At 33.6% G+C, this 22,643-nt stretch carries 19 protein-coding genes and 2 pseudogenes; 2 read left to right on the forward strand and 19 right to left on the reverse strand.

The window, feature by feature from the left end; genetic code table 11:
* Positions 1-15 precede the first annotated feature (15 nt).
* Positions 16-2,652 (reverse strand): DNA polymerase I, encoded by a 2,637-nt coding sequence (polA, locus tag D2A30_07280; protein ID ULL21386.1) that lies wholly within the window; start codon positions 2,650-2,652, stop codon positions 16-18.
* A gap of 74 nt (positions 2,653-2,726) precedes the next feature.
* Entirely contained in the window at positions 2,727-4,079 is a 1,353-nt protein-coding gene (locus D2A30_07285) for a hypothetical protein (GenBank protein ID ULL21387.1), read from the reverse strand.
* A 271-nt stretch (positions 4,080-4,350) separates the two neighbouring features.
* On the opposite strand from D2A30_07285, the pseudogene D2A30_07290 reads away from it, so the two are divergent.
* A pseudogene (locus D2A30_07290) lies at positions 4,351-5,684 on the forward strand (transposase).
* Positions 5,685-5,773: 89 nt separating this feature from the next.
* Here D2A30_07290 and D2A30_07295 read toward each other — a convergent pair.
* From D2A30_07295 to D2A30_07335, 9 genes are read right to left on the reverse strand one after another with little or no spacing between them, the layout of a single operon-like run.
* A complete protein-coding gene (locus D2A30_07295) occupies positions 5,774-6,220 on the reverse strand; it encodes a hypothetical protein (GenBank protein ID ULL21388.1) in 447 nt (148 codons plus the stop codon).
* Between the two features lie 52 nt (positions 6,221-6,272).
* On the reverse strand, positions 6,273-7,682 hold the full coding sequence (locus tag D2A30_07300; GenBank protein ULL21389.1) for a hypothetical protein: 1,410 nt from the start codon (positions 7,680-7,682) through the stop codon (positions 6,273-6,275).
* A gap of 17 nt (positions 7,683-7,699) precedes the next feature.
* On the reverse strand, positions 7,700-8,755 hold the full coding sequence (locus D2A30_07305; GenBank protein ULL21390.1) for a hypothetical protein: 1,056 nt from the start codon (positions 8,753-8,755) through the stop codon (positions 7,700-7,702).
* The gene (locus tag D2A30_07310; GenBank protein ID ULL21391.1) at positions 8,739-9,293 is read right to left on the reverse strand and encodes a poly-gamma-glutamate biosynthesis protein; all 555 of its coding nucleotides are present in this window, start codon (positions 9,291-9,293) and stop codon (positions 8,739-8,741) included. Before D2A30_07310 ends, D2A30_07305 begins: the two co-directional genes overlap by 17 nt.
* Complete coding sequence (locus D2A30_07315; GenBank protein ID ULL21392.1) at positions 9,290-10,207, reverse strand: glycosyltransferase family 2 protein; 918 nt, start codon at positions 10,205-10,207, stop codon at positions 9,290-9,292. Before D2A30_07315 ends, D2A30_07310 begins: the two co-directional genes overlap by 4 nt.
* A complete protein-coding gene (locus D2A30_07320; protein ID ULL21393.1) occupies positions 10,204-11,337 on the reverse strand; it encodes a hypothetical protein in 1,134 nt (377 codons plus the stop codon). Before D2A30_07320 ends, D2A30_07315 begins: the two co-directional genes overlap by 4 nt.
* Positions 11,327-12,427, reverse strand: a complete 1,101-nt coding sequence (locus D2A30_07325) for a glycosyltransferase (GenBank protein ULL21394.1) — start codon at positions 12,425-12,427, stop codon at positions 11,327-11,329. Before D2A30_07325 ends, D2A30_07320 begins: the two co-directional genes overlap by 11 nt.
* Positions 12,424-13,380 carry a hypothetical protein gene (locus tag D2A30_07330; GenBank protein ID ULL21395.1) on the reverse strand — a complete coding sequence of 319 codons (957 nt, stop codon included), beginning with the start codon at positions 13,378-13,380 and terminating at the stop codon, positions 12,424-12,426. The genes D2A30_07325 and D2A30_07330 overlap by 4 nt, the downstream gene beginning before the upstream one ends.
* On the reverse strand, positions 13,377-14,495 hold the full coding sequence (locus D2A30_07335) for a glycosyltransferase family 1 protein (protein ID ULL21396.1): 1,119 nt from the start codon (positions 14,493-14,495) through the stop codon (positions 13,377-13,379). The genes D2A30_07330 and D2A30_07335 overlap by 4 nt, the downstream gene beginning before the upstream one ends.
* Positions 14,496-14,985: 490 nt before the next feature.
* Here D2A30_07335 and D2A30_07340 point away from each other — a divergent pair.
* A pseudogene (locus D2A30_07340) lies at positions 14,986-15,939 on the forward strand (IS30 family transposase).
* Here D2A30_07340 and D2A30_07345 read toward each other — a convergent pair.
* From D2A30_07345 to D2A30_07380, 8 genes are all read right to left on the reverse strand, one after another.
* Complete coding sequence (locus tag D2A30_07345) at positions 15,817-16,062, reverse strand: hypothetical protein (GenBank protein ULL21397.1); 246 nt, start codon at positions 16,060-16,062, stop codon at positions 15,817-15,819. The pseudogene D2A30_07340 and the gene D2A30_07345 sit on opposite strands and share 123 nt — an antisense overlap.
* Positions 16,063-16,071: 9 nt before the next feature.
* Positions 16,072-16,410, reverse strand: coding sequence for a hypothetical protein (locus D2A30_07350; protein ID ULL21398.1), 339 nt, complete (start codon positions 16,408-16,410; stop codon positions 16,072-16,074).
* Between the two features lie 309 nt (positions 16,411-16,719).
* The gene (locus D2A30_07355; protein ULL21399.1) at positions 16,720-17,475 is read right to left on the reverse strand and encodes a sugar transferase; all 756 of its coding nucleotides are present in this window, start codon (positions 17,473-17,475) and stop codon (positions 16,720-16,722) included.
* Positions 17,476-18,762, reverse strand: coding sequence for a sugar transferase (locus tag D2A30_07360; GenBank protein ID ULL21400.1), 1,287 nt, complete (start codon positions 18,760-18,762; stop codon positions 17,476-17,478). It lies immediately after the preceding gene.
* A gap of 104 nt (positions 18,763-18,866) precedes the next feature.
* A complete protein-coding gene (locus D2A30_07365) occupies positions 18,867-19,589 on the reverse strand; it encodes a tyrosine protein phosphatase (GenBank protein ULL21401.1) in 723 nt (240 codons plus the stop codon).
* Positions 19,590-19,628: 39 nt separating this feature from the next.
* On the reverse strand, positions 19,629-20,315 hold the full coding sequence (locus D2A30_07370; protein ULL21402.1) for a tyrosine-protein kinase: 687 nt from the start codon (positions 20,313-20,315) through the stop codon (positions 19,629-19,631).
* A 9-nt stretch (positions 20,316-20,324) separates the two neighbouring features.
* On the reverse strand, positions 20,325-21,014 hold the full coding sequence (locus D2A30_07375; protein ULL21403.1) for a capsular biosynthesis protein CpsC: 690 nt from the start codon (positions 21,012-21,014) through the stop codon (positions 20,325-20,327).
* A 32-nt stretch (positions 21,015-21,046) separates the two neighbouring features.
* The gene (locus tag D2A30_07380) at positions 21,047-22,504 is read right to left on the reverse strand and encodes a LytR family transcriptional regulator (GenBank protein ULL21404.1); all 1,458 of its coding nucleotides are present in this window, start codon (positions 22,502-22,504) and stop codon (positions 21,047-21,049) included.
* Positions 22,505-22,643: the final 139 nt, after the last annotated feature.

Consider the following 22,643-nt stretch of genomic DNA (forward strand, 5'->3'; position numbering starts at 1 on the left):
TTTACTTCCTTTAACTTATTTGGCTTCGTACCAAGTCTCACCTTCATTTTCATCCGCAATCAAGGGAACTGACAACTGAATGGCCGACTCCATGGTCTCCTTGACCATAGCTTTTACTGTTTCCAGCTCTGCCATTGGCACCTCTAAGACAATCTCATCGTGTACCTGCAAGAGCATACGGGTCGAAAGACCAGCTTCTGTCAGTGCCCTATCAAGATTGATCATGGCTACTTTGAGAATGTCTGCGGCCGAACCCTGAATCGGTGAGTTGATGGCCGTCCGCTCCGCGAAATTACGGACATTGAAATTCCGAGAGTTGATATCTGGCAATTCTCGACGACGCTTGTAGAGCGTTTCTACGTAGCCCTTATCACGGGCTTCTCGCACAATGGTTTCCATGTAGTCTTTGATACCAGGGAAACGTTCAAAATACGTGTCGATATAGTTTTTGGCTTCCTTACGGGAAATTCCAAGGTTGTTGGAAAGACCGAAATCAGAAATTCCATAAACAACACCAAAGTTGACAGCCTTGGCATTCCGACGGTCATTTGGCGTCACATCCTCTGCCTTTTCAATCCCAAAAACACGCATGGCTGTTGACGTATGAATGTCAGCACCCTGTTGGAAGGCTTCAATCAAGTGTTGGTCTTGGGAAATATGGGCCAATACACGCAATTCAATCTGTGAATAGTCCGATGCCAAGAGGACACTATTTTCAAGCGAAGGAACAAATGCCTTACGAATCAAACGACCTTGTTCTAGACGAACAGGAATATTTTGCAGGTTGGGATCCGTCGATGAGAGACGACCTGTCTGCGTCAAATCCTGCACATAGCGGGTATGAATCTTACCATCTCCTAAAATGGCATCCTGTAAGCCGATCACATAGGTAGACTGAAGCTTGGTAATCTGACGGTAGTCCAAAATTTTTGAAACAATTGGAGCGATTGGTGCCAACCGTTCCAAGACATCCACCGCTGTAGAATAGCCTGTCTTGGTTTTCTTGGTGTATTCCAAGGGCAAGCCCATATCCTCAAAGAGAATAGTCCCTAATTGCTTAGGCGAATTGATATTAAATTCTTGACCAGCCAACTCATAGATTTCATTGGTCAACTGCTCAATTAAGACTTCATTTTCAGCCTGCATGGCTTTTAAGGTCTCAACTTTTACCTTGATTCCAGCAATTTCCATCTTGGCTAAGACATTAGCAAGCGGCAACTCCATCTCAAAGAGAAGATCGGACTGCTGGTTTTCCTCTAACTTGGCCAACATCGGTGCTTCTGTCTCCATCAAGACCTGCACCTTGCGGGCCAAGTGCGGGAAGAAAACATCACGCTCAGGCAGAGCCAACTTCGCACCTTTGCCGTATATGGCCTCGTCAGGAATCAAGCTGGTCTGTCCATAGAGATGGGCGATGGTTGTCAACGCATTGTCGTCAACTGTTGAAAGCAAATACTTGGCGAGTCGGCTATCAAAGGTTGCAGGGAGTAAATCAATCCCTTTACGCGCAAGCAAAACCTTGCCACGCTTGAAATCATAGGTTTTGATAGGCTGGTGTTCCAGAAAATCCTTCAATACCGGACTATCCAAGAGCTCAGGTCCACCAACATAGATACCATCCTTGTCCCCCCAAGCCAGACCAACTACCTCTTCTCGGTGGTAATTCTCCCCCAAGATTTCAAAGTAAAAGAATTGGTCTTTTTTGAACATAGCAGAGCTGACTTCGGATACGATTTGAAAATCCAGTACTTCTTCCTCTTGCATGTTCGTCGTGCCTAGCTGGGCCCGTAACTGTTTGAAGCCCATATCATCATAAAACTGACCCAACTCCTCAATCCGTGGACCTTGGTAAACAATGTCATCCAAACCAATTTCAATCGGTGCCTGCGTATCGATGGTTGCAAGGGTTCGAGATAGGAAGGCTTGTTCCTTATCCGCAATCAGGTTTTCCTTCATTTTGGAAGCCTTCATGCTATCGATATGGTCATAAATTCCTTCCAAGGAACCAAACTCGGTTAGAAGCTTCAGACCTGTCTTTTCACCGATTTTGGTCACACCAGGAATGTTATCGGACTTATCTCCCATGAGGGCTTTGAGGTCAATAAACTGTGTTGGCGTGATGCCCATTTTTTCCATGAGGTAGGCAGGGGTAAATTCTTCGAACTCGGCAACCCCTTTCTTGGAAATTTCCACAACAGTGTTTTCATCCGTCAGCTGAATCAAGTCTTTATCACCGCTGACAATGGTCACATCGAAAGGAATGTCTGTCCGCTCTGCCATTTTATCCAAAGTACCGATAATATCGTCGGCTTCGTACTGGCTCAACTCATAGTGCTTAATCCCCATGGCATCTAGCATCTGGCGGATAAAGGGAAATTGCTCACGGAACTCATCTGGAGTTTTGGCACGACCTGCCTTATAGTCCGCAAACATCTCTGTTCGGAAAGTTGTCTTCCCTGCATCAAATGCTACCAAAATGTGAGTCGGCTCAATCCGCTTCATCATATGGTCCAACATGAGATGGAAACCATAAATCGCATTGGTATGAAGACCAGTCGGACTCTTAAAGCGATCGATTTGATGATAAAGTGCAAAGAAAGCACGAAAAGCTACAGAAGAGCCATCAATTAATAATAACTTGTTTTTATCCATAGAACTATTATAGCATGAAATCAGGGATTTTGCGGTATATGGACGCCTGATCAAATAGAAAAACCTAGTAAATACTAGGATTTTTCTTTGCGATAATATATGTTCTTAGCAACAACCATACTATGTGGTTTTTCATATTCTTGATCCAGATAGGTTTGATAGGTACCAGGGGCGATAAACCCTCGAATGCCTAGGATGTCCGTGCCCGCTTGTCCAATGACTGAGTCTGCCAAGAGGACACAGTTGGTGGATAGGACAAAATAGGTTTTGAATTTCGATTTTCTAAATTTAAATAACTCAGCACCGATTTCTTCTTTGATTCGATAGGCGTACATTTCAATCGCTTGTCCATCTGTGGTTTTTGATACTTTTTCAGAACTTGGATTCCAAGGCACCAACAGCTTGTCAATCTCATCCAACCGTTCTTCAATAGCTGCCTCTTGCTCAGGACTCAACACCATCTGGTAACCAAGTATGGTCATCCCCTCTTGGGTACAAAAGTCAATATAGGATTGGCGCTCAGCTTTAAATAAAACACCATCACCAATCGCCCCACCCAGACGTTCCGACAAGACATCATAAGAGCCGTAGCCATAGACCCGTCCCTTATAACTCAGATCCACATGCCCTACCACACCAAAGCCTTCCTCACCCACATGAATGAAGACTTCTAGTGAGGGTACTGTCGCAATGTCTTTGTGACCATTATAAACGGACTGTGGCGTCTGACCTTTATTGTCTGCTAGAAAATCATTGATCCGTTGCAAGGTCAGTCGAGGAATGAGTGCAGCCATGAACAAGGGAAGTGTCACTCGAAGATGACGCTTGGGACGTTGCTGCTCGACTGCTTCTTCAAACAATAAACCATCCCGCAAATTGGTCATACCATAGAGGATCAAATAAACACCAATGACCAAGGTCTGTACAACCAATTGTGTGCCAGATACAAAAAGGGAAGCTGTCCCCAAGACAGATAACCAAATCCCATCCATCAAAAAACGAAGCCTCGGTTCAACCTGATCTTTTCGATACAAATAATAGGTAATAAAGTTAATCACCGCTGTAAACAGCTGGTATATACCAATAAATATCGCCGCAAAATACAAGGGAATCTGAACGGCCAAGTCAATACTAGCTAGAACGCCAAACAAAACAGCCTTGCCCACCAAAGCTAAAATACTTTCATTTGACTTCTTCTTTCTGAAGAAAATCATGCTCAATTCATAAAGAGCTAAGAAGAATAACCCAGCGTGAATAAAACGCAAAATCAACCCTGGAAATTGCCAGCCAGCAATCAGAAAGCAAATACCAATGATGACAAGAATCAGCCCCTCGCCAACCAGCTTTCGACCCGTTAAACCTAAATCACTAATCTTTTTCATATGAAGATTATACCATAGTGGGGATAGCAGTCCAAAATACAACATTTATCATCCTATAACCTACAAAAGCACACCTATTCGTCAACATGCTACTTCACTCATAAAAATCTTGTATAAAATAATATTGTCCTTCGAAAAGGTATGAGCCATAAAAAAGAATCCTAATCATAAAGACTAGAATTCTAGTTTTTTCGGCTCTATAATTTCTGTAGTGGGTAAAACCATTGTAGAGATTATAGAGTTTTTTGAGTATATACAAAAAGTCCCATATGACCTATAATGAAAAGCGTTCAACTAAATCATTAGAAAGACTCATATGGAACAACTAAATCTTATCACAAATTTTCTTAGAATTAAAGACCAAAATATCCTTATCACTGATGAATATGATATGGGAACTCACTTAGAACTCCACGGTCACTTGGATTACACAGCCCTTAAATGCCCTTCCTGCAAGGGAAAAATGGCAAAATACGACTTCCAGAAAGCCTCTAAAATCCCCTACCTAGAAACTGCTGGCTACCCTTTACTTATCCGTCTTCGAAAGCGTCGTTTCAAGTGTAAAGATTGCGGAAAAATGGCGGTCGCTGAAACTCCTCTTGTCAAGAAGAACCACCAAATCTCTGTCGCTGTTAACCAGAAAATCGCACAATTACTCATCGAAAATCAAGCAATGAAACATATTGCACACAGGCTATCTATCTCAACATCATCAGTTATAAGAAAGCTAAATGAGTTCAAGTTTGAAACGGATTGGAATACCTTACCTGAGGTGATGAGCTGGGAGTCAAACAGTCTGGGGATAGACTGTTTGAGCTGCCTTCAAGAAAGGAAAGATGAGCTTCATCGCTCAAGATTTCAATTCCCTAAATGTCATAACCATTCTGGACGGAAGAACTCAAGCAACCATCCGAAACCACTTTCTACGCTATCCTAGAAAGGTTAGAAATCGGGTCAAAGTGATTACCATGGATATGTTTAGTCCCTATTATCAACTTGCTAACCCCTTCGCTCTTCTATTTCTGAGCTCAGGCTGAAACAGTCTATTCCCAGACTGTTTCACTCCCCAATGCAAAAATTGTACTCGATCGCTTTCATATCGTGCAACACCTTAGTCGTGCTATGAACCGTGTCCGTATTCAAATTATGAATCAATTCGACAGAAAATCGCACGAATACCGAGCATTGAAACGTTACTGGAAATTGATACAACAAGATAGCCGTAAACTCAGCGATAAACGATTTTATCGCCCTATGTTTCGAATGCATTTGACTAACAAGGAAATCCAAGAAAAACTCCTATCCTACTCTGATGAACTCTATCAGCTTCTCTTATTTCATTTCCAAGAGAAGAACTCAGACCATTTCTTTGACCTCATCGAACAGGAAATAGCCACTGTTAATCCTATTTTCCAGACGGTATTGAAGACATTTCTAAAGGATAAAGACAAGGTTGTAAACGCCATGGATTTACCTTATTCTAACGCCAAACTGGAAGCTACCAACAATCTCATCAAAGTTATTAAGAGAAATGCCTTTGGTTTCAGGAACTTTGAAAACTTTAAAAAACGGATTTTGATTGCTTTGAACAGTGAAAAGGGCTGGGGAGAGCCCTTTTCAGCTTATCTCCTAAAAACAAGAAAGAGATAAAGAAAGAGAGAACGAAGTTCGTCCTCTCTAGGTGTTAGCTTTTCATCTACCCACTACAGTTGACAAAGAGCCAAAAAAAGAAACACAACTCAAATGTACTTCTTTCTAATCTTATTTATTTTCATCATAAAAGTATACATTAAACAACTAATAAATCCACCAAAAGTATCTATAAGCGTATCAGAGAATTGTCCAGTTCTCCCATTGACAAAAGTTTGAAGATACTCATCAGTACAGGAATAAATAAAACAAATAACTAGAGCAATTATAAACTTTCTATTTCCTTTAACACCACTATTTTTTAATGCAATTAATATAAGTATTGTAAATATAAAATATTCACTTGCATGAGCAGCTTTCCTTAATGGATAATTTAATTTTTCAATAACCTGATTCATTATATTTTCACTTGGATGTTTATCTGTTATACCCAGTCCATTAGTAGTTTCTACTGATTTTTCAACAACATCGTTAACAATTTCGTTAATGATTGTTTTGCTCTTTCCGTTTGATTCATTCGTATCCATACTAGACATAAATAATATCAATCCTGTCCATAGAATAAAAAAATCCAACTCATTATTTTTTTTATGCTTGCTTTTTCCAATTTTTAATCTTCTTTAAAATCATATTTATATAGTTTTTATTATCAATAAAAACATATACAATAACTAAAACTAAATAAATGGCAGAAATCAATGTATTATTAAAATAATATAATAGTAAAGAAATTAAAAACAATAAAAGTACAATACTAAATTCTTTAAAGTTTATTTTTAACTTTACATATTTCTGAACATCAACTATTCTAAAAATACTCATAATCAAAAATGCTAATACTGTACTTATAGCCGCTGCAAATATCCCAATATATTTAACTAAAAACACATTAATTAATATATTTAATACACCAGCACCAAAGGATGTCTTAGCAACTTCTTTTGTTAATTTTTTTGCTACATATATACTTCCTAAAAATGAAACTATAATATTAAATATCATTCCAACTAAAAGGATTGGAATATATATATATGCCTCACTATAACTCTTGCTTATTAATGTATTAAACAAAAATGGTAATGCTACAGTTATTAAAAGACAAACTACTAATGAATATTTCAATGTTTTATTGAATACACCAGAGAAAAATTCATTTTTGTCTTCATCATTTATATGTAATGAAGCTGACTCTGTCCAAGATAAGTTAAAAATATTAAATATTTGCATTAGTATAGAAGAAAATTTATTAGAAACAGCATATATTCCATTTGCTCCTGCTCCTAAAAAAATAGAAATTATTGTCCTATCCGATACATTTATGGTCCACCAAATTAATCCATTTGGCACAAGTGGTAATGAGTACTTTAATTGTTTGTGTATTGTTTGTTTACTAACACTTGAATATTTAATTTTTTTATATAATTCACAACTTGTAAATATATATATGGCAGCAAAAATATTTGATAAAATTGTTGAAATAATCATACCATCTACATTAAACTTTAGTACAACTAAAAATAAAATATTCAATAAAATTGTAGATACACCAGCAATAACACTAGATATAGAATATTCAACATTTTTTCCTAATCCTCTTGCTATCTGCATAAATACACTAGATACCATTACAGCTAAAATATTTAGAATTATATAATTTTTATATGGAATATTTATAAATATAGATATTAAATAATAACCTATAAGGCAAATAATAAATTGTAATACTACACTATATATTCCAGATGATATAATTTTACTTGTTTTCTCATAATTACTACGAACATCTATCAATTCTCTAAAAATAGCCATTTCCATTTGTAGCGAAATAACAGGAACAAACAAAGCTACATACGTAACTATTAGATCATAAATTCCATATTCATTAGCTGAAAGTATGCTTGTATATAAAGGAAGCAAGAAAAAAGATAAAAATTGCGTGCAAAATTTTCCAAGTAAAATTATGATAGTATTTTTTATTAACTCTTTATCTTTTTCCATTATTTTCTCCTTAAATTCTACATTTCGTTATCATTAAATTGTCTTAAAAGAATTTTCAGATTTTCTTGCTTTTCATTAATAGTTTTTGAAAAGAAAAACTCATCTAAAGAGTTTAATATTTCGATATTCTTTATTATTTCATCTAAACTAAACTTTCTAATTAATTTAATATAGTTACAATCTTTTAGCCAATTTTCATATGTCATTAATATTTTATGATTATTATTTGGCATTACAATACATGGTGTTTTGGTTATATAACAAAAAATCATACCATGTAATCTATCTGTTATCACAAACTTTTTTGAAGCTATCTCATCTATTTTCTTAAATAATAATTCATATCTATTTTCATATTCAAAATTTTTTATACAGGTATCACTTATTAATACATTCCCATAAATTTTTGAAAGCTTTTTTATCAATTTTGTCTCATCATCGTTTTTTAGAATTTTTTCTCCATCGTCTCTCAACATTAATGACATTCCTTCACGTTTAAAGTTATTATCACATTCTAATGAAAATACTATATCAGGAGTCAAAATAACTTTATTAGAAAATAATTTTTTATAAATTTCTTCACTTTTACTTTCTCTAGCACATATTATCATATTCTTATTTCTAGAATAGTCTTTAATACTTCTTTTTAATGAGTATGTTCCATACTTTGTATCTGAAAAATCAATAGTTTGTGGAAAAATAATAACTTTATTATTTTTAAAATTTCTTATGATAAATCTTCTATACCTTTCTATCAACTCATATCTATCACCTGTATTTCCTCCACCAATAATTGTTATAAGTGTATTAGAAGTTACTTTTTTCTTCATATCAATAAAAAATTTTACAGTATCTTTTACTGGAATTTCAATTATATTTTTATCTTTAAAAACATTCTGCAAAAAATTTTTTTGAGCATAAGTAATTGCAACATCTCCTAAATTATTATAATCTGCTGCAAGCATAACAAGAACAGCATTATCTAACGAATTATTCTGAAAATTTTTTCTAGCAAAAATTGAATCATATATATTCAATAAAATATGTTTAATACTTCTAATTATCGACTTCATTTTTACTCCTAACTAATTTGGCTGGACAGCCAGCATAAATTGCATTGCTTTCTAACAAATCTTTATTTACGATTGAATTAGCACCAATAACTATATTGTCTCCAATCCTAACATTACCTATGATTGCTGTACCATAACCTATATCTACATTATTTCCAATTTGTGGGCACATATTGTTAATGCCGTTATTACCTATGCAATTGTTACCATGTAAATAGCAATTATCTCCAAGTGTGCTGTTTTCATTTATAATTATATTGCTATGGAAAATAGTAAAGTTTTTTCCAATTTTAGCTCCATTAATTTCTAATCCATACTTGTTACAATATAAATTTTTCTTTTTTGTAATATATATATATTGGATTTTATTGATTATGCCTTTATGGTTTAACTTGTAAAATCTATATAGCCTATTATATTTCAAAGCCTTATAATAAATATAATTTTGGTGTCCAATAATCACATAAATAAAAGATTTTTTCCCTAAATAATTTTTTTTATCGTTTTTTATTTCTTTTCTTATATCTTTTATATTCATTGTTTTACTCCCATAATCAGCAATAAAATTTTAATTTTTAATATAAATTTCACATTACAGTCCAATATAACATTTTTATAATGTTTTTTTAAATGTAGCATTACTTTATCTTTCACCATTTCATACTCTTTTGGAATTTGGTTTAATAAATTTACACATTCTGCACAAATTCTTGATTCAGCTGATTTTTTTATTTTTGTTTTTGAATATTTTTTATAAATATCATTTGCAAATTCTAATGCATCTAATTTTTTTTCGTTGAATTCAGATCCCATTATACTCGTTTTTCTTTGTAAATAAAAATAATCTTGTGAAGTAGAATAAGCAATAATGGATGCTTTTTCAAACAACTTATAAAAAGTTCCCAAATCTTCACATAACTTTCCTTTAGGAAATAATATTCCCTTAAATAATTCATATTTGTATAATTTTCCCCATGCACTATTTGCAATGTTTTTTTGATATAAAACATCAATAATGGCATCTTGCGAACTAAATACCTTTTCACGATTATGTTTGATTTTTTTCCCAAAACTATTATCTTCATAAGAATTTATATAGTTAGTACATGAAATATCAGCGTTATATTTTAACATTAATTCATATAAGTTTTTAATATAATCTTTTGATATATAGTCATCACTATCAATAAAAGTAATTAGCTTGCAAGTACAAAATTTCATTCCATAATTTCTTGCATCACTCAATCCACCATTTTTTTTCGATACCACTTTAAATCTTTTATCATCTTTCGAACTTTCAATACACACTTTTAATGAGTTGTCTGTTGATCCATCATTTACAATGATAACTTCAATATTGGAATATGATTGTGCAATAATACTTTCTATACATTTCTTTACATATTTTTCTACATTATACACTGGTACTACAACGCATATTTTCTCATTCATTTTTCACCGCCATAAAAAAAACTTATTGATGTATATTGCCCCGTCATATAAAATAGTAAAAATATCAAAGATTCAATTAATACTAAAAATAGGACGAGTAATTTATTTTTACTGTTAAACTTTTCACATGATATTATATTTATAATAGGCAATGATAATAGCATTAAGACACTTCGTGAAAACCTAACAAACATATGATACTCAAATATTGAGCCTATACAAAAGCATAATAGAAATTTAAGAAATCTATCATACTTTTCATTTCTATTATTCTCATTTCTAGTGCACTTAGCTTTATAAATAAAATATATAACCACGCTGCTTATATAGAATATCGAATAAACCACAGTATATAGTGAAACATTTGCAACTGCATTTGCTTCAGTGGAATCATATGATGTTAATTTCTGACTCAATAGCAAAATATAACTATTATTGGTAACTTTTAGCAAAATTGTTAACAAATTTGTTTTCATCAATGTCCAAAGTAGCAATAACATGCAAATAATTTTATCATGCCTTTTGCTTAACAATAAAAGTAGCCTAATTATTAACAAGATAATTACAGATGGATGAAAAAAGCATAATAGTATATATCCCAAAAGGCACTTTTTAAAGCTTGCACTCATGACGAGATCCTTGTATAAAATATAACAAAACAAAGATATTGCCATGGGATTTCTAATTCCTGATATTACACCTAAATAATTACTAATCAAATAAAATGCTATTAATGCTATCATTAATCCATATTTACTCTTTTTATTATTTTTTGAATATTTAATCATAATATTCGATATAAAAAAATAATATATAAAGCACGTAACTGCTGGCAATAAAAATTTATTATTTAATATCACAAATATCGAAACATATAATCCAGCAATTGGTAAAGCACTATAATCGTTATGTTTTAATAAAAATTCTAAACCACTTTGTTTAGCAATTTCTATTTGAGTATAATATCTATAAATATCTAATGACTTTAATGGAACTAAATGGTAAGCAAAAATAGAAAGTATTATACAACATAAAAGATTTAACACCCATATATTACGATAAGACATTTTTGTAGATGCTAAAAACATTGCTATAACTATTGCTAGAATTAAGGCAAATTTAATTATCATAACTTCCCTCGTAAATCTTATTTATTTGATCATAAACCTTTTCACATATTGAGTTTTCATCAAAGCCATTTTCCTTTAAAATATGATTCATATCTGTCCTTTTACTAACTTTAAAGTTCATTATACTATTTATCCAGTCTTCTTCATTTAAAGACAAGAAACTTACTAAATTAGTTATATTAGAACTTTTAGTTATAGTATTTGACAGAATACATGGCAATCCCGTTGCCTGTGCTTCAACTGACACAATTGGAAATCCTTCATAAAAACTTGGAAGTAATAACAAATCTGACGCATTTAATAAGTTATTTACATCAGTTCTTTGTCCTAAAAAACATATATTATTTATTTTCTTATCTCTTACATATTTTTTTAAATTCTCAAGGTCAGTACCATTTCCAACTAATAGTAATTTAAAGTTTTTTTCTGATTTATTTAGTTTAACCATGAGATTTATTAAGAATTTTTGATTTTTAGGATATTCTACTCTTCCAACATTAATCATTACAATATCTTTCGTTGACACTCCTAGCAACTTCCTAATTTCTTTTCTTAAATTGCTATCATAAAAAAAAATATTTTGGTCAATCGCATTATTAACTTGAATAACATTTTTAGCGTTTCCGTAAACCCACTCTTTTGCAACATCTGAACAAGTAAACTTTACTGAAGAAACAATATTTAATAAGTTTCTATTAATTATATTTAATAACTCAAAAGCTTTATTTATATTTCTATCTTTTCCACCATGAGCGTGTGATATTATTTTATATCCGAGTAATTTTGCAAAAATAATTGGAAAAACAAAATATGTTCCACTTGTATTATAATAAAAAATATTAGTTTTGCTTCTTTCTTTTTTTATAATTTTATAAAGATTAGTCAAACGTTCAATCTTATTTCTGTAATTATAATAAAATACCTTACCATTCATTTTGTTAATTAATGGAGCATATACACTATCTTTACCTTTTATTATATAATTAAATGAAATATCTTTGTTCAGCATATTCTTATTTAGGTTCATCATAAACTCAGATATTCCACCCTTTTGATTACTGATTCCATAAACTAAAATCTGCATAATCATACTCCTTTTTGCATTTTTTTAATTCTTTTTTCTGCCCTAGTACTCTCTAAAAACTCAATCACTTTACAATAATAATACTTAATTAATTCTATATTTTCAGCTATAGTACTTTTTGATGTGTTAAATTCATCAAAAGTTTCATAAGTTATCTTATCAACATTTGAAAATTTATTACATCCCATTACAATTTTTTTGTTATAATCAATATTTTTATCAATTATAGGCTTTTTCTTTTGAAAATGTAAGTAAAAAAATACATCTTTCTTTTCAATAACCCCGTTTATATATACATATCTATAAATATCGCCATTCTCTAGTACAAAAATTTGTTTTTTCCAATTCTGGTGATTTATTGTTTTAAAACGCTTATGTCTCTTGTCAATGTCAGCATATTCATTTGACGAATACTGTAAAACATTATTTTTATCAATTATTTTATTTATACCAGTATATTCATCAAACGCGTAATTTTCTTCATTTTCAAATACTTCTCTCCAATCAAAAACAGCACCACTTTTTCTGAAAATATAATTCATTTCTTCCGTATTTTTATATAAAACAAAATGCCCAAAGCGATTAATTTTTTCGAATTGTTTAATAGTTTTATCTGGTATAAAATTTGAAATTTTGCCAAACACTTGATCTAAATCACAATGCCCCCAATAATCATAATCTTTGATATAATCTTCAAAAATTACGCCATATGCTGGTCTGAAATCGCAAAACTTATATGGTTTAGAAAAACTAACTTTTATTTCAAGTTTTTTTTCAATAAGTTTTTTTATCTGTTCAAACTTTATATTAATTATTTTCAGATTTTTCATATCACTTTTTAAATTTTGATCTGTGAAAATAAAAAAATCATAATTTGGATTATTTTTACAACTACATTTCCATAATTCATAATAATCTGGAATTTTTCCATACCAACATATAATTAAACACTTTTTCATAGTTTTCTCCATTCATAAAAATTAAAGATTTTTTGGGTTTCAGTATCTATATTAAATCCCTTATCAGATATTTCTTTTTTGGGATTTAATCGTTTAAATTTTTTGATTTTTTCTATTATAGTATAAGCCCACTCTTCTACACTTTGATTTAGTGATAAAAACTCAGTAGTGTCCAACACTTTTGTTTCTTTTGTCATATCATCTGAAAATATGCATAATAGTCCAGTTGCTTGTGCTTCAACTCCAACAACTGGCAGTCCTTCATACAATGATGGTAAGCAAAATACATCAAATGCTTGATATAATTCATTTATATCGTATCTTTGTCCTAAAAATTTGACATTTTTTTCTAATCCTAAATCTCTGACCTTCTCTTTCATTTCTTCCATTAAAGGACCTTGTCCTGCAAGTAATAAAATAGAATTTTCTTGTTGTTTATGTACTTCATTAAATATATCAATTAAAAATCTATGATTTTTTTGTTCAACAAATCTACCAACATGACCAATTACTAAAGTATCATCTTCTATATTTAATTCTTTTCTTTTCTTTTTTCTTTTTTCTTCATCATATTTAAATTTATCTAAATCAATTGCATTGTTTAAAAGATAAACATTACCATTGTCATATTCTTTGTTTCCGAACAACCATCTGCCAGCAAGTTCTGAACAACACATATAATCTGTTGCAAATACTTTGCTAAATGGTCTTAATACCTGCTTCAATAAATTCTTCTTTTTTTCTTTTTTATTTGTCGTGCTATGACTATGTGCAATTCTTACTGGAACTCCAGCACACTTAGCAGCAAACAAACTAAAAACTGATAATGTATTAATATGCGAGTGAACTATTTTGTATCCACCAGATTTTAAAACTTCTTTTAGTTTTATATGATACTTAAAAACTTTTTGATATGGCGGTATTAAAATAACTTTACCACCCATTTTTTCTATTTCTCCATATGGAATATTCGTAGAATCTTCATCACATATAAAATCGAACTGAATTTTAGTTCTATCAATATGTCTATAATAATTCATTACGACAGATTCCACTCCACCACCAAGCCATTTTCCTATAATTTGTACCACTCTTATCGGCTCATTTTTTTCCACAAAATTCACTTCTCCTAAAAAAAAAAATGCACTATACAATGCAATGATAAATACTCAAACTAACTCTATTGTATAATCTATTCTATATTTTTAAATCAATCTGTTTTGTCTTTCAAATATAATGTTCATCTGAAAGAAACTCGACAATACTATAATATTATACACCAAAAGAACTAAAGTTTCAACTTTTTCAGCCATTTTTTTGCTCAATTTTGCATAGTAAATTTTGTCTGAAAGTTCTATAATGAAGTTAGCCACCTCGCCTTGTTCAAAAATATTTGTTTCACTATCTTTGAGTAAGCCTGTAATTTCATTTGATAACAGGCTTGGAGCTGTTAGGCTAAGTAGCCAAGGCTAATAGTAGCCTTGGTTTAGCTGACAAAACAGGTTCAAGGGTTCCTGTTGTCAAAGAAAATCGATGTTAAGGTATAAGAAAACACCTCTGTGCTATACTTGTAGTTCACCACAAACACAAGAAAGAGGCACAGAGATGCAAGAACAGTATACACCAAAAGGGAAACATTTGACAATGGATAACCGTCGCCTGATTGAACGATGAAAAAATGAAAATATGTCCAATCGTGAAATTGAAGGGTTGCTTGGAAAGGCTCCTCAGACGATTAATAATGAAGTCAAACGTGGGACAACTTTACAACAAGTGCGAAAAGGGCTGTACAAAAAAGTCTATTCTGCCGACTATGCACAAACGGTATACCAAACTAATCGAAAACGATCGGTAAAAAAAATAATCCTAACGAAGGAAATGAAAGAGAAAATTTTACACTATGCTAAGCAAAAGTTTTCTCCTGAAATGATGGTTAAGAAGAAGAAAATGAAAGTGGGCATTTCAACCATTTACTATTGGTTTCATAATGGTCATTTAGGATTGACGAAAGCAGACATGCTTTACCCTAGAAAAGGGAAAAGTGTCAAGAAGCAAGCCAGTCCTAACTTTAAACCAGCAGGCAAATCAATTGAAGATCGACCTGAAGTTATTAATCTTCGCTTAGAAAATGGTCATTATGAAATTGATACAGTTCTACTAACCAGAGTGAAAAATCATTGCCTTTTAGTCTTAACCGACCGTCGGAGTAGACACCAAATCATCCGTCTGATACCTAACAAAACCACTGAATCAGTCAATCAAGCACTGGAGGGAATCTTGAGGGAACATCATATCCTGTCTATAACTGCAGATAATGGTACAGAATTTAGTCGTCTGGCTGAGGTCTTTCCTGAGGAACATATCTACTATGCACATCCCTACTCTTCATGGGAGAGGGGAACGAATGAAAATCACAATCGATTGATTCGGAGATGGTTACCAAAAGGAACCAAGAAAACGACTCTGAATGAAGTCGCTTTTATCGAAAATTGGATTAATAATTACCCTAAAAAATGCTTGGACTACAAGTCGCCGAGTGAATTTCTTATGGGTGGCTAATTTCAACTTGAAATTTGGGAGTGCACAAGCAAGTGCATTAATTGGTAACATTCCAAGTGAAGGCTGAGTATCTATTAAAATATAATCATATTGGTCTTTTATACTTTGAATTGAATGTCTCAAAGTATATTCTCAACTCATTGCTCCAACAAGCGTCATTTCAATACTAGATAAATGAATATCACTTGGTATTAAATCTAAATTTTCATTATGATATTTAATACATTTTTCAAAATCTATCTTTTTGTCACTCAAGGTATTTAGCAGTACTTCATTAAGAGTCACAGGAATTTCGTCTTCTATCCACCCCATATATGTTGTTAAATTACCTTGAGAATCTGCAACAATAAGTAAAACTTTTTTACCTTGACTTGCAAGTGCTGCACCAAGATTAAATGTTGTAGTTGTTTTACCAACACCACCTTTTTGGTTTGAAATAGCAATTATTTCACATTGTGCCATATTCTTCATCTCCTTTCCTTAAATTTAGCCATCATTTATAGATGGCATGTACAAAAAAAGAATTAGCATTTGCTAGTCTAAAATTTCCATATACTTAATTAATAATTCATCAATTCCATCTGTATTTTCATTTTCTCTTATAAGTTTATTTCTAAATTCATTTAAGGAATTGATTATTATTTTTAATTCATATATATCAAGTTTTAATTTATATTTTTTCATATCCATCCACTACATTTAATATAATAATTTTTTATATGAAATAAAAATATGCTAAAAAAAGAGATAAAATACATTATCCCTCATTATAGTTTGATACTACTTTGCACCTGTTTTAAATAACACTGCTGCTATTGTTAAGAATACACACTTAATATCTAATATTAAATTACAATTTTTACAATAGAAATATTCTAATTCAAGTCTTCTTTCATAAGTAGTAGCTGACCTTCCGTTAGCGGCCCACCACCCCGAGATGCCTGGGCGAACACTTTCATATATTGCATGATTTCCTTTATGAGCATCAAGCTCTCCTTCAACTAAAGGTCGAGGTCCTATCATAGACATATCACCTTTAATTACATTGATGAATTGTGGCAATTCATCTAATGATGTTTTTCTTAAAATATTTCCCATTTTTGTTATTCTTGGATCATTTTCAAATTTATGATTTAAGTCCCATTCTTTTTTATACTTAGGGTCTTTTAAAAGTTCTTTTAACACTTCATCTGCATTCCATACCATACTTCTAATTTTATATATATATATCGGTTTACCATTTTTTCCGATTCTCTTTTGTTTATAAAATATTGATTTTTTATCTCCTGTTGCTATGTAACATATTTTAGTTACTATTGCTACTGGAATTAATGCTATAATGCCAAGCAATGAGAAAATTATGTCGAAGATTCTTTTAATGCTAAAATATGAAGCTCTTTCAATTTTATGCAAAATTGCTTTTGATTTTTTTACATTGTTGTTAACTGGTACTATAACAGATTCAATCGCAACAACATCATTTAAAACTTTAGAATTATCTTTAGTGTCTTTAACTGCTGAATCTATTGGAACCATTCATACCACCCCCTTTGCTGATTGAAGTACTCCATTATCTGAAAATAGAGGAACTTGCCATGAACCTGTAATTCCTGGTTTGAAGCTGAGGCGTCGTTTTTGACTTGGGGTATATTTTTCAAATTCATCCACTGTAGGTGGACGAGTACCTACCAAGCTCATATCACCAACTAGTACATTATAAAACTGTGGCAATTCATCTAGACTTGTTTTTCGGATAAATTGACCAATTGGAGTAATCCGTGGGTCATTATCCATTTTAAACATACCACCCTGCATCTGGTTTTGAGACATCAGTTCTTTTTTCCGTTCTTCTGCATCTATATACATAGAACGGAATTTATAAAAATTAAAGATACGACCGTTTTTCCCTACTCGTTTCTGAACAAAAATGGCCGGTCCTCCATCTTTCCGAATGATGGGGGCTAAGACAATCCCGACCAGACCACAAATTAGAAGACCAATCAAAGCCCCAAAGATATCCAACATGCGCTTAAGAAAGATATGGCTAGGTTTGTAGTAATTGGAGTTAAAAGTCACGATGCTATGGTCTCCAACTTGTTTGATTTTTTTATTTTTTAAAGCCCTGAAATCAAATGAGTTAATATCTACACTCACATCAATACCCATGACTTCAAAATCGGAAACAAGATGTTTGAAATCATAATGTTCACTCGGTAAGTTGATAAACACATGGTCGACAACTTCATGAGTCGCAAACTCTATTGCATCATCAAAAGGAACTACTGGAACTCCCTCTGGAAACGCCACATCACCGTCTCCAATGACTACAATACCCGCCAAATATTTTGTAGGAAGTTGATCTGACTCAAAGAAACCCTCCATTAATCGCAATCTTTCAGTAGTGGTAATGACCAATGTATTCTTCTGTTGTTCAGCAGTCATAAGGAAGAGATATTTGTATCTACGCACAGTGCAGTTGATAATGTAAACGATGATAAAGGTAAGAATGGTAAATAAAGCCAACCCACGTCTCGTAATGATAAAACTATCTCCCAACAAAAAAGAAAAAGAAATGAGGAGTATGTCGAAAATCAAAACGTACCTAGCGACCCGTTCAAACTCTATTAAGTAGCCCCTACTCTCAAATTCTGATGACATTCGAGAGAAATAAAAAGCTACAAAATGCAGGGCAATAATCAATAGTGTCCCTATCTGATTCATCTTTGAGGTGGGCAAGTGGGTGGTAATGGAGACAGCCACTACTACCCCTATCATTTCTAAAAGCGCCAGTCTAAACTGTCGGTATTCATTAATATTTACCATTTCATCTCCTACATCAATGGGTATCTTTCTATACCATTGACTACTTTTTCATCTCCACTAAAATATCGAAAGGCAAGATTTCGCGTTTATTTCAATTTTATATCCTAATTTTTGAGTAGCATCAAAGGATTTTTCTTAAACAATGCCCGTGCACGATCTCTTCCATATTCTTTTTCAATGTGTATGAAGGCCTCCTGCATATAAGGCTTTCGTTTGGAGAGATTGTGCATATCGCTTGCCACACAGGTTACCAGATCATTATCTAAAAAGTATTGCACGCGTTTTTTAAAGGGTTTGGCAACATCTCCAAACAAGTTTGGTTTTAAGACATGATTGCTATTCACCTGAGTAAAGCACCCTTTATCGATGAGTTCGGCCACCCTTTCTCCCTTGAATGCCAAGGCGTCGTAACGCTCGATATGGGCAATTACAGGAGTTAATCCTAACAATATGATTTCATTGACTGCCTCTTGGATCTCTTTCCAAGCGGTATTCATACTAAATTCTACCAATACCTGTTTCGTACCATTCAGGGTTGGTAGTTTCTTGGCATCCAATTTGCCAATAATATCCTTTGTGTAGTAGAGTTCACCACCATAACAAAGAGTCAATTCTGGAAAACGTTCGGCTACTACTTTTTTTAGCTCTAGATAATTGGCCATGATGATTTTCTCGGGCGTTTCAAACATCCCTTTTCGTCGATGAGAGGTCGCAACAATCATGCGAACACCCTGACGACGTGCCTCATCAATTAATGCAAGGCTCTCCTCAAGTGTTTTCGGCCCATCATCCACATCAAATATGACATGGGAATGAATGTCTATCATTTCGTTGCTCCTACATTTTGGAATTGATTATGATGACTACTAGGCTTTTTTACCATAGTTACCGTAATTACCATAGGCTCCATATTTTTCAGTAGCCACATCATATTTATTCAAGATAACACCTAAGAATGGCGCACCAGTTTGCTCTAGTTGTTCTGCTACTTTCTTAACCCCTGACCGTTTGACACGACCAGCCTCTGCGACAACGGCCATACCATCACACTTCTGTGCAATGATGGCTGCATCAATGACCAATCCCAAAGGTGGGCAGTCGACAATGACATAATCATAGTAGCGACGGAGCGTTGTGATTAGATTATCGAAATTTTTGCTTTGCAACAAGGCTGTAGGGTTCGGTGAAGCCTTACCAGATTCGATGACTGTTAAGTTCGGAACATCTGTATCACATAATCCCTGTGACAGGTCAGTTGTTCCCGCCAGATAGTCTGTCAGACCCGTAATTTTTGTCGCAGGCTTGAAGAAACCAGACATGACTGAATTACGAATATCAGCGTCCAACAAAATGGTTTTATAACCTGAGCGTGCATAGGCAATCGCTAGGCTGGCTGCAGTCGTACTCTTTCCTTCATTTGACTCGACTGAAGTTATCCCGATGACCTTTAATTCTGAACCACTCAACTGGATATTGGTTCGGATGGCGTTAAAGTATTCCTCGGTCTTTTTGACTAATCCACGTTTATTACTTGCTAATTCTAAAGTAGCCATGTTTCTCTCCTATTTCAATTTCTCTGCCTGTGGAACCACACCTAGTAAGGTCATCCCTAAGCCTTCTTCGATATCTTGTGGTCGTTTCACACGATCATCCAGCACTTCGAGGACAAGCACCAAGGCAGTTGCAAGGAAGGCACCTACAATAAAGCCTAAGACAAGGTTACGTTTCGTTTGCGGTGTCGATGGGTTTTCTGCTGGCAGTGCTGCTTCCAAAGTAGTCACATCACTTACCTTGGTCACCTCAATAATCTTTTTAGCTGCCTCATCACGAAGCGTATTAGCGATGGTTGCCGCTTGATTAGGATCACTATCACGGACGGTGATGGATAAGATACGGGTATCGACTGGGATGTTAACAGTAATTTTTTCTTTAATATCGTCAGTAATTCCTAAAGTAGTGGTCACATTTTTCAAAACATCTTGAGATAGGATGATTTCCTTATAGTCTTGTACCAAGAAACTACCTGCTTGTAAGTCTTGGTTAGTGATACCAGCTCCGTTATCACCACTTTGATTGACTACATAGAGACGTGTGGTTGAATCATACTGAGGAGTCGCTAAAAACGCACTGTAGGCAAATGCTAAGCCAGTTGTCAATATAGCTGTTAAGAGAATCAGGAATTTCTTTCTCCAAATCGTTCTCAATAGTGATAAGACATCAATTTCAATTGTATTTTCTTCTTGGTTATTCATCATTGCTCCAAAATTATTCCATTTCTATCGTTTTATTGACCTGCTAAGGTCGCATTGATTGCTGCTTTTGCTTGTTCCAGGCTATCTGGATTGAGCTCCATCATGTAGAGGGCATATCCAGGCATGGCATAGGATGGAAGAACTCCAGTACTTCCTGTTCCACTTACAGCTTGTGAAATTACAGTAAAGTTTCCAACAGTTTCCAACTGTTGGTTGACCAACTCCATCATGGTTTCCAACTGCATATCAGTCTGGATAGAGTCAGAAAGCGACTGCATAATATCCTGATAATGAAGCAGGTTTTCAGGCTGGGTTAGCTTGTTAATCAAAGCTGCAATCACCTTTTCTTGGTTCTTACCCCGGTCATTATCCCCATTGGCAAGTGAGTACCGTTCTCGAACAAAGCCCAAAGCTTGATCAGAGTCTAAATGTACCTGTCCTAGTGGGAAATAATAATTTCCATATAAACTTGTAAATTCTTGTGTATTTTCTACATCAACCCCACCCACAACGTCGATAAGCTTCAAGAAGGAAGTAAAGTTGAGTCGGGCATAGTAATGGATGTCAATACCATAAAGTTGTTCCAAGGTTTGGACGGAAGTATCGACACCATAGATTCCAGCGTGCGTAAGCTTATCTTTTTGGTTTTGACCAGCTCCAGGAATGGTAACATAGGCATCCCGAGGTGTTGTTGTCAGCAATATCTTTTTGGTATCCCGATTGATGGTCATAATGATATTGACGTCAGATCGAGATACGGATGAAATTGATCCAAAAGTATCAATACCGCTGATGTAGATATTGATGGCATTACCCGTTTCTTGATTTGTACTTGAAGATTCGTTTTTAATTTCATTGGTCACAGAGTACAAGACCTTGATTTTCGAATCAACCTCTGGATCTTCTGCACGAAGCATTTCTAAGAAGACACTGTTCAAGACCATTGCATCTCCTTGGCCAGCCATCATGGCTTGATAAGCATCCATATAAGAGGCTGTTGGAGTTGGTGTCAATGTAACGTTTTTTTCTGACTGTAAGCTATCTAAAAGCTTGGTAATATTGTCTCCGTCATTGTCAACGGGAGCAAGCAAGCTCGTTACTTGGCTCACATCGCTAATCGTGCTGTCTGCTGGTACAATGATTTCCATATCATAGCTAGAGTAACTAGCATTTTTATTGACTGTAGAGCCCAATTGTACCAAGCTTTGCACTCCCCAGATACCAAATCCAGAAAGGGCGATACCAATAATGAGGAGGACGGTTGTCCATTTTTTTGCCTTTTTCTTAAGAAGCAGGAAAACCCCAACCACTCCTAGGACAGCCATTGCCCCTACTAAAAAGTGATTGAGGTTACGAAAGTTAAAAATCTGGTACCGATAAATACTGTAGGCTAAAAAAACAGCGGAAACGCTGTACACTACAAAAAGACCCCAATTCAACAGGGTCAAAACTGGGTTCTTCTTACTACGTTTAGTTCTTCTTGAATCCATAAATACTCCTAAATTCACCAGCTCAATTTATTTTAATACGATAATAAAAAGTCTATTAGAATAATGGTACACTAATTTGGCCTATTATTCAAGTAAAATAAAGTTTTTTTGGTAATGAAAGCGTCAACATTTTTGTTTT

Source organism: Streptococcus suis, from assembly GCA_022354845.1.
GTDB lineage: Bacteria > Bacillota > Bacilli > Lactobacillales > Streptococcaceae > Streptococcus > Streptococcus suis_AA.

Excerpts from the sequence above, each read along its gene's own strand:
- D2A30_07375 (ULL21403.1), bottom strand. The coding sequence starts at position 21,014 with ATGAATAACCAAGAAGAAAATACAATTGAAATTGATGTCTTATCACTA.
- D2A30_07370 (ULL21402.1), bottom strand. The coding sequence starts at position 20,315 with ATGGCTACTTTAGAATTAGCAAGTAATAAACGTGGATTAGTCAAAAAG.
- D2A30_07325 (ULL21394.1), bottom strand. The coding sequence starts at position 12,427 with ATGATTATGCAGATTTTAGTTTATGGAATCAGTAATCAAAAGGGTGGA.
- D2A30_07285 (ULL21387.1), bottom strand. The coding sequence starts at position 4,079 with ATGTTGTATTTTGGACTGCTATCCCCACTATGGTATAATCTTCATATG.
- D2A30_07320 (ULL21393.1), bottom strand. The coding sequence starts at position 11,337 with ATGATAATTAAATTTGCCTTAATTCTAGCAATAGTTATAGCAATGTTT.
- D2A30_07350 (ULL21398.1), bottom strand. The coding sequence starts at position 16,410 with ATGAAGAATATGGCACAATGTGAAATAATTGCTATTTCAAACCAAAAA.
- D2A30_07355 (ULL21399.1), bottom strand. The coding sequence starts at position 17,475 with ATGGTTCCAATAGATTCAGCAGTTAAAGACACTAAAGATAATTCTAAA.
- D2A30_07360 (ULL21400.1), bottom strand. The coding sequence starts at position 18,762 with ATGGTAAATATTAATGAATACCGACAGTTTAGACTGGCGCTTTTAGAA.
- D2A30_07365 (ULL21401.1), bottom strand. The coding sequence starts at position 19,589 with ATGATAGACATTCATTCCCATGTCATATTTGATGTGGATGATGGGCCG.
- D2A30_07380 (ULL21404.1), bottom strand. The coding sequence starts at position 22,504 with ATGGATTCAAGAAGAACTAAACGTAGTAAGAAGAACCCAGTTTTGACC.
- D2A30_07305 (ULL21390.1), bottom strand. The coding sequence starts at position 8,755 with ATGAAGTCGATAATTAGAAGTATTAAACATATTTTATTGAATATATAT.
- D2A30_07310 (ULL21391.1), bottom strand. The coding sequence starts at position 9,293 with ATGAATATAAAAGATATAAGAAAAGAAATAAAAAACGATAAAAAAAAT.
- D2A30_07300 (ULL21389.1), bottom strand. The coding sequence starts at position 7,682 with ATGGAAAAAGATAAAGAGTTAATAAAAAATACTATCATAATTTTACTT.
- D2A30_07330 (ULL21395.1), bottom strand. The coding sequence starts at position 13,380 with ATGAAAAAGTGTTTAATTATATGTTGGTATGGAAAAATTCCAGATTAT.
- D2A30_07295 (ULL21388.1), bottom strand. The coding sequence starts at position 6,220 with ATGTCTAGTATGGATACGAATGAATCAAACGGAAAGAGCAAAACAATC.
- D2A30_07315 (ULL21392.1), bottom strand. The coding sequence starts at position 10,207 with ATGAATGAGAAAATATGCGTTGTAGTACCAGTGTATAATGTAGAAAAA.
- polA (ULL21386.1), bottom strand. The coding sequence starts at position 2,652 with ATGGATAAAAACAAGTTATTATTAATTGATGGCTCTTCTGTAGCTTTT.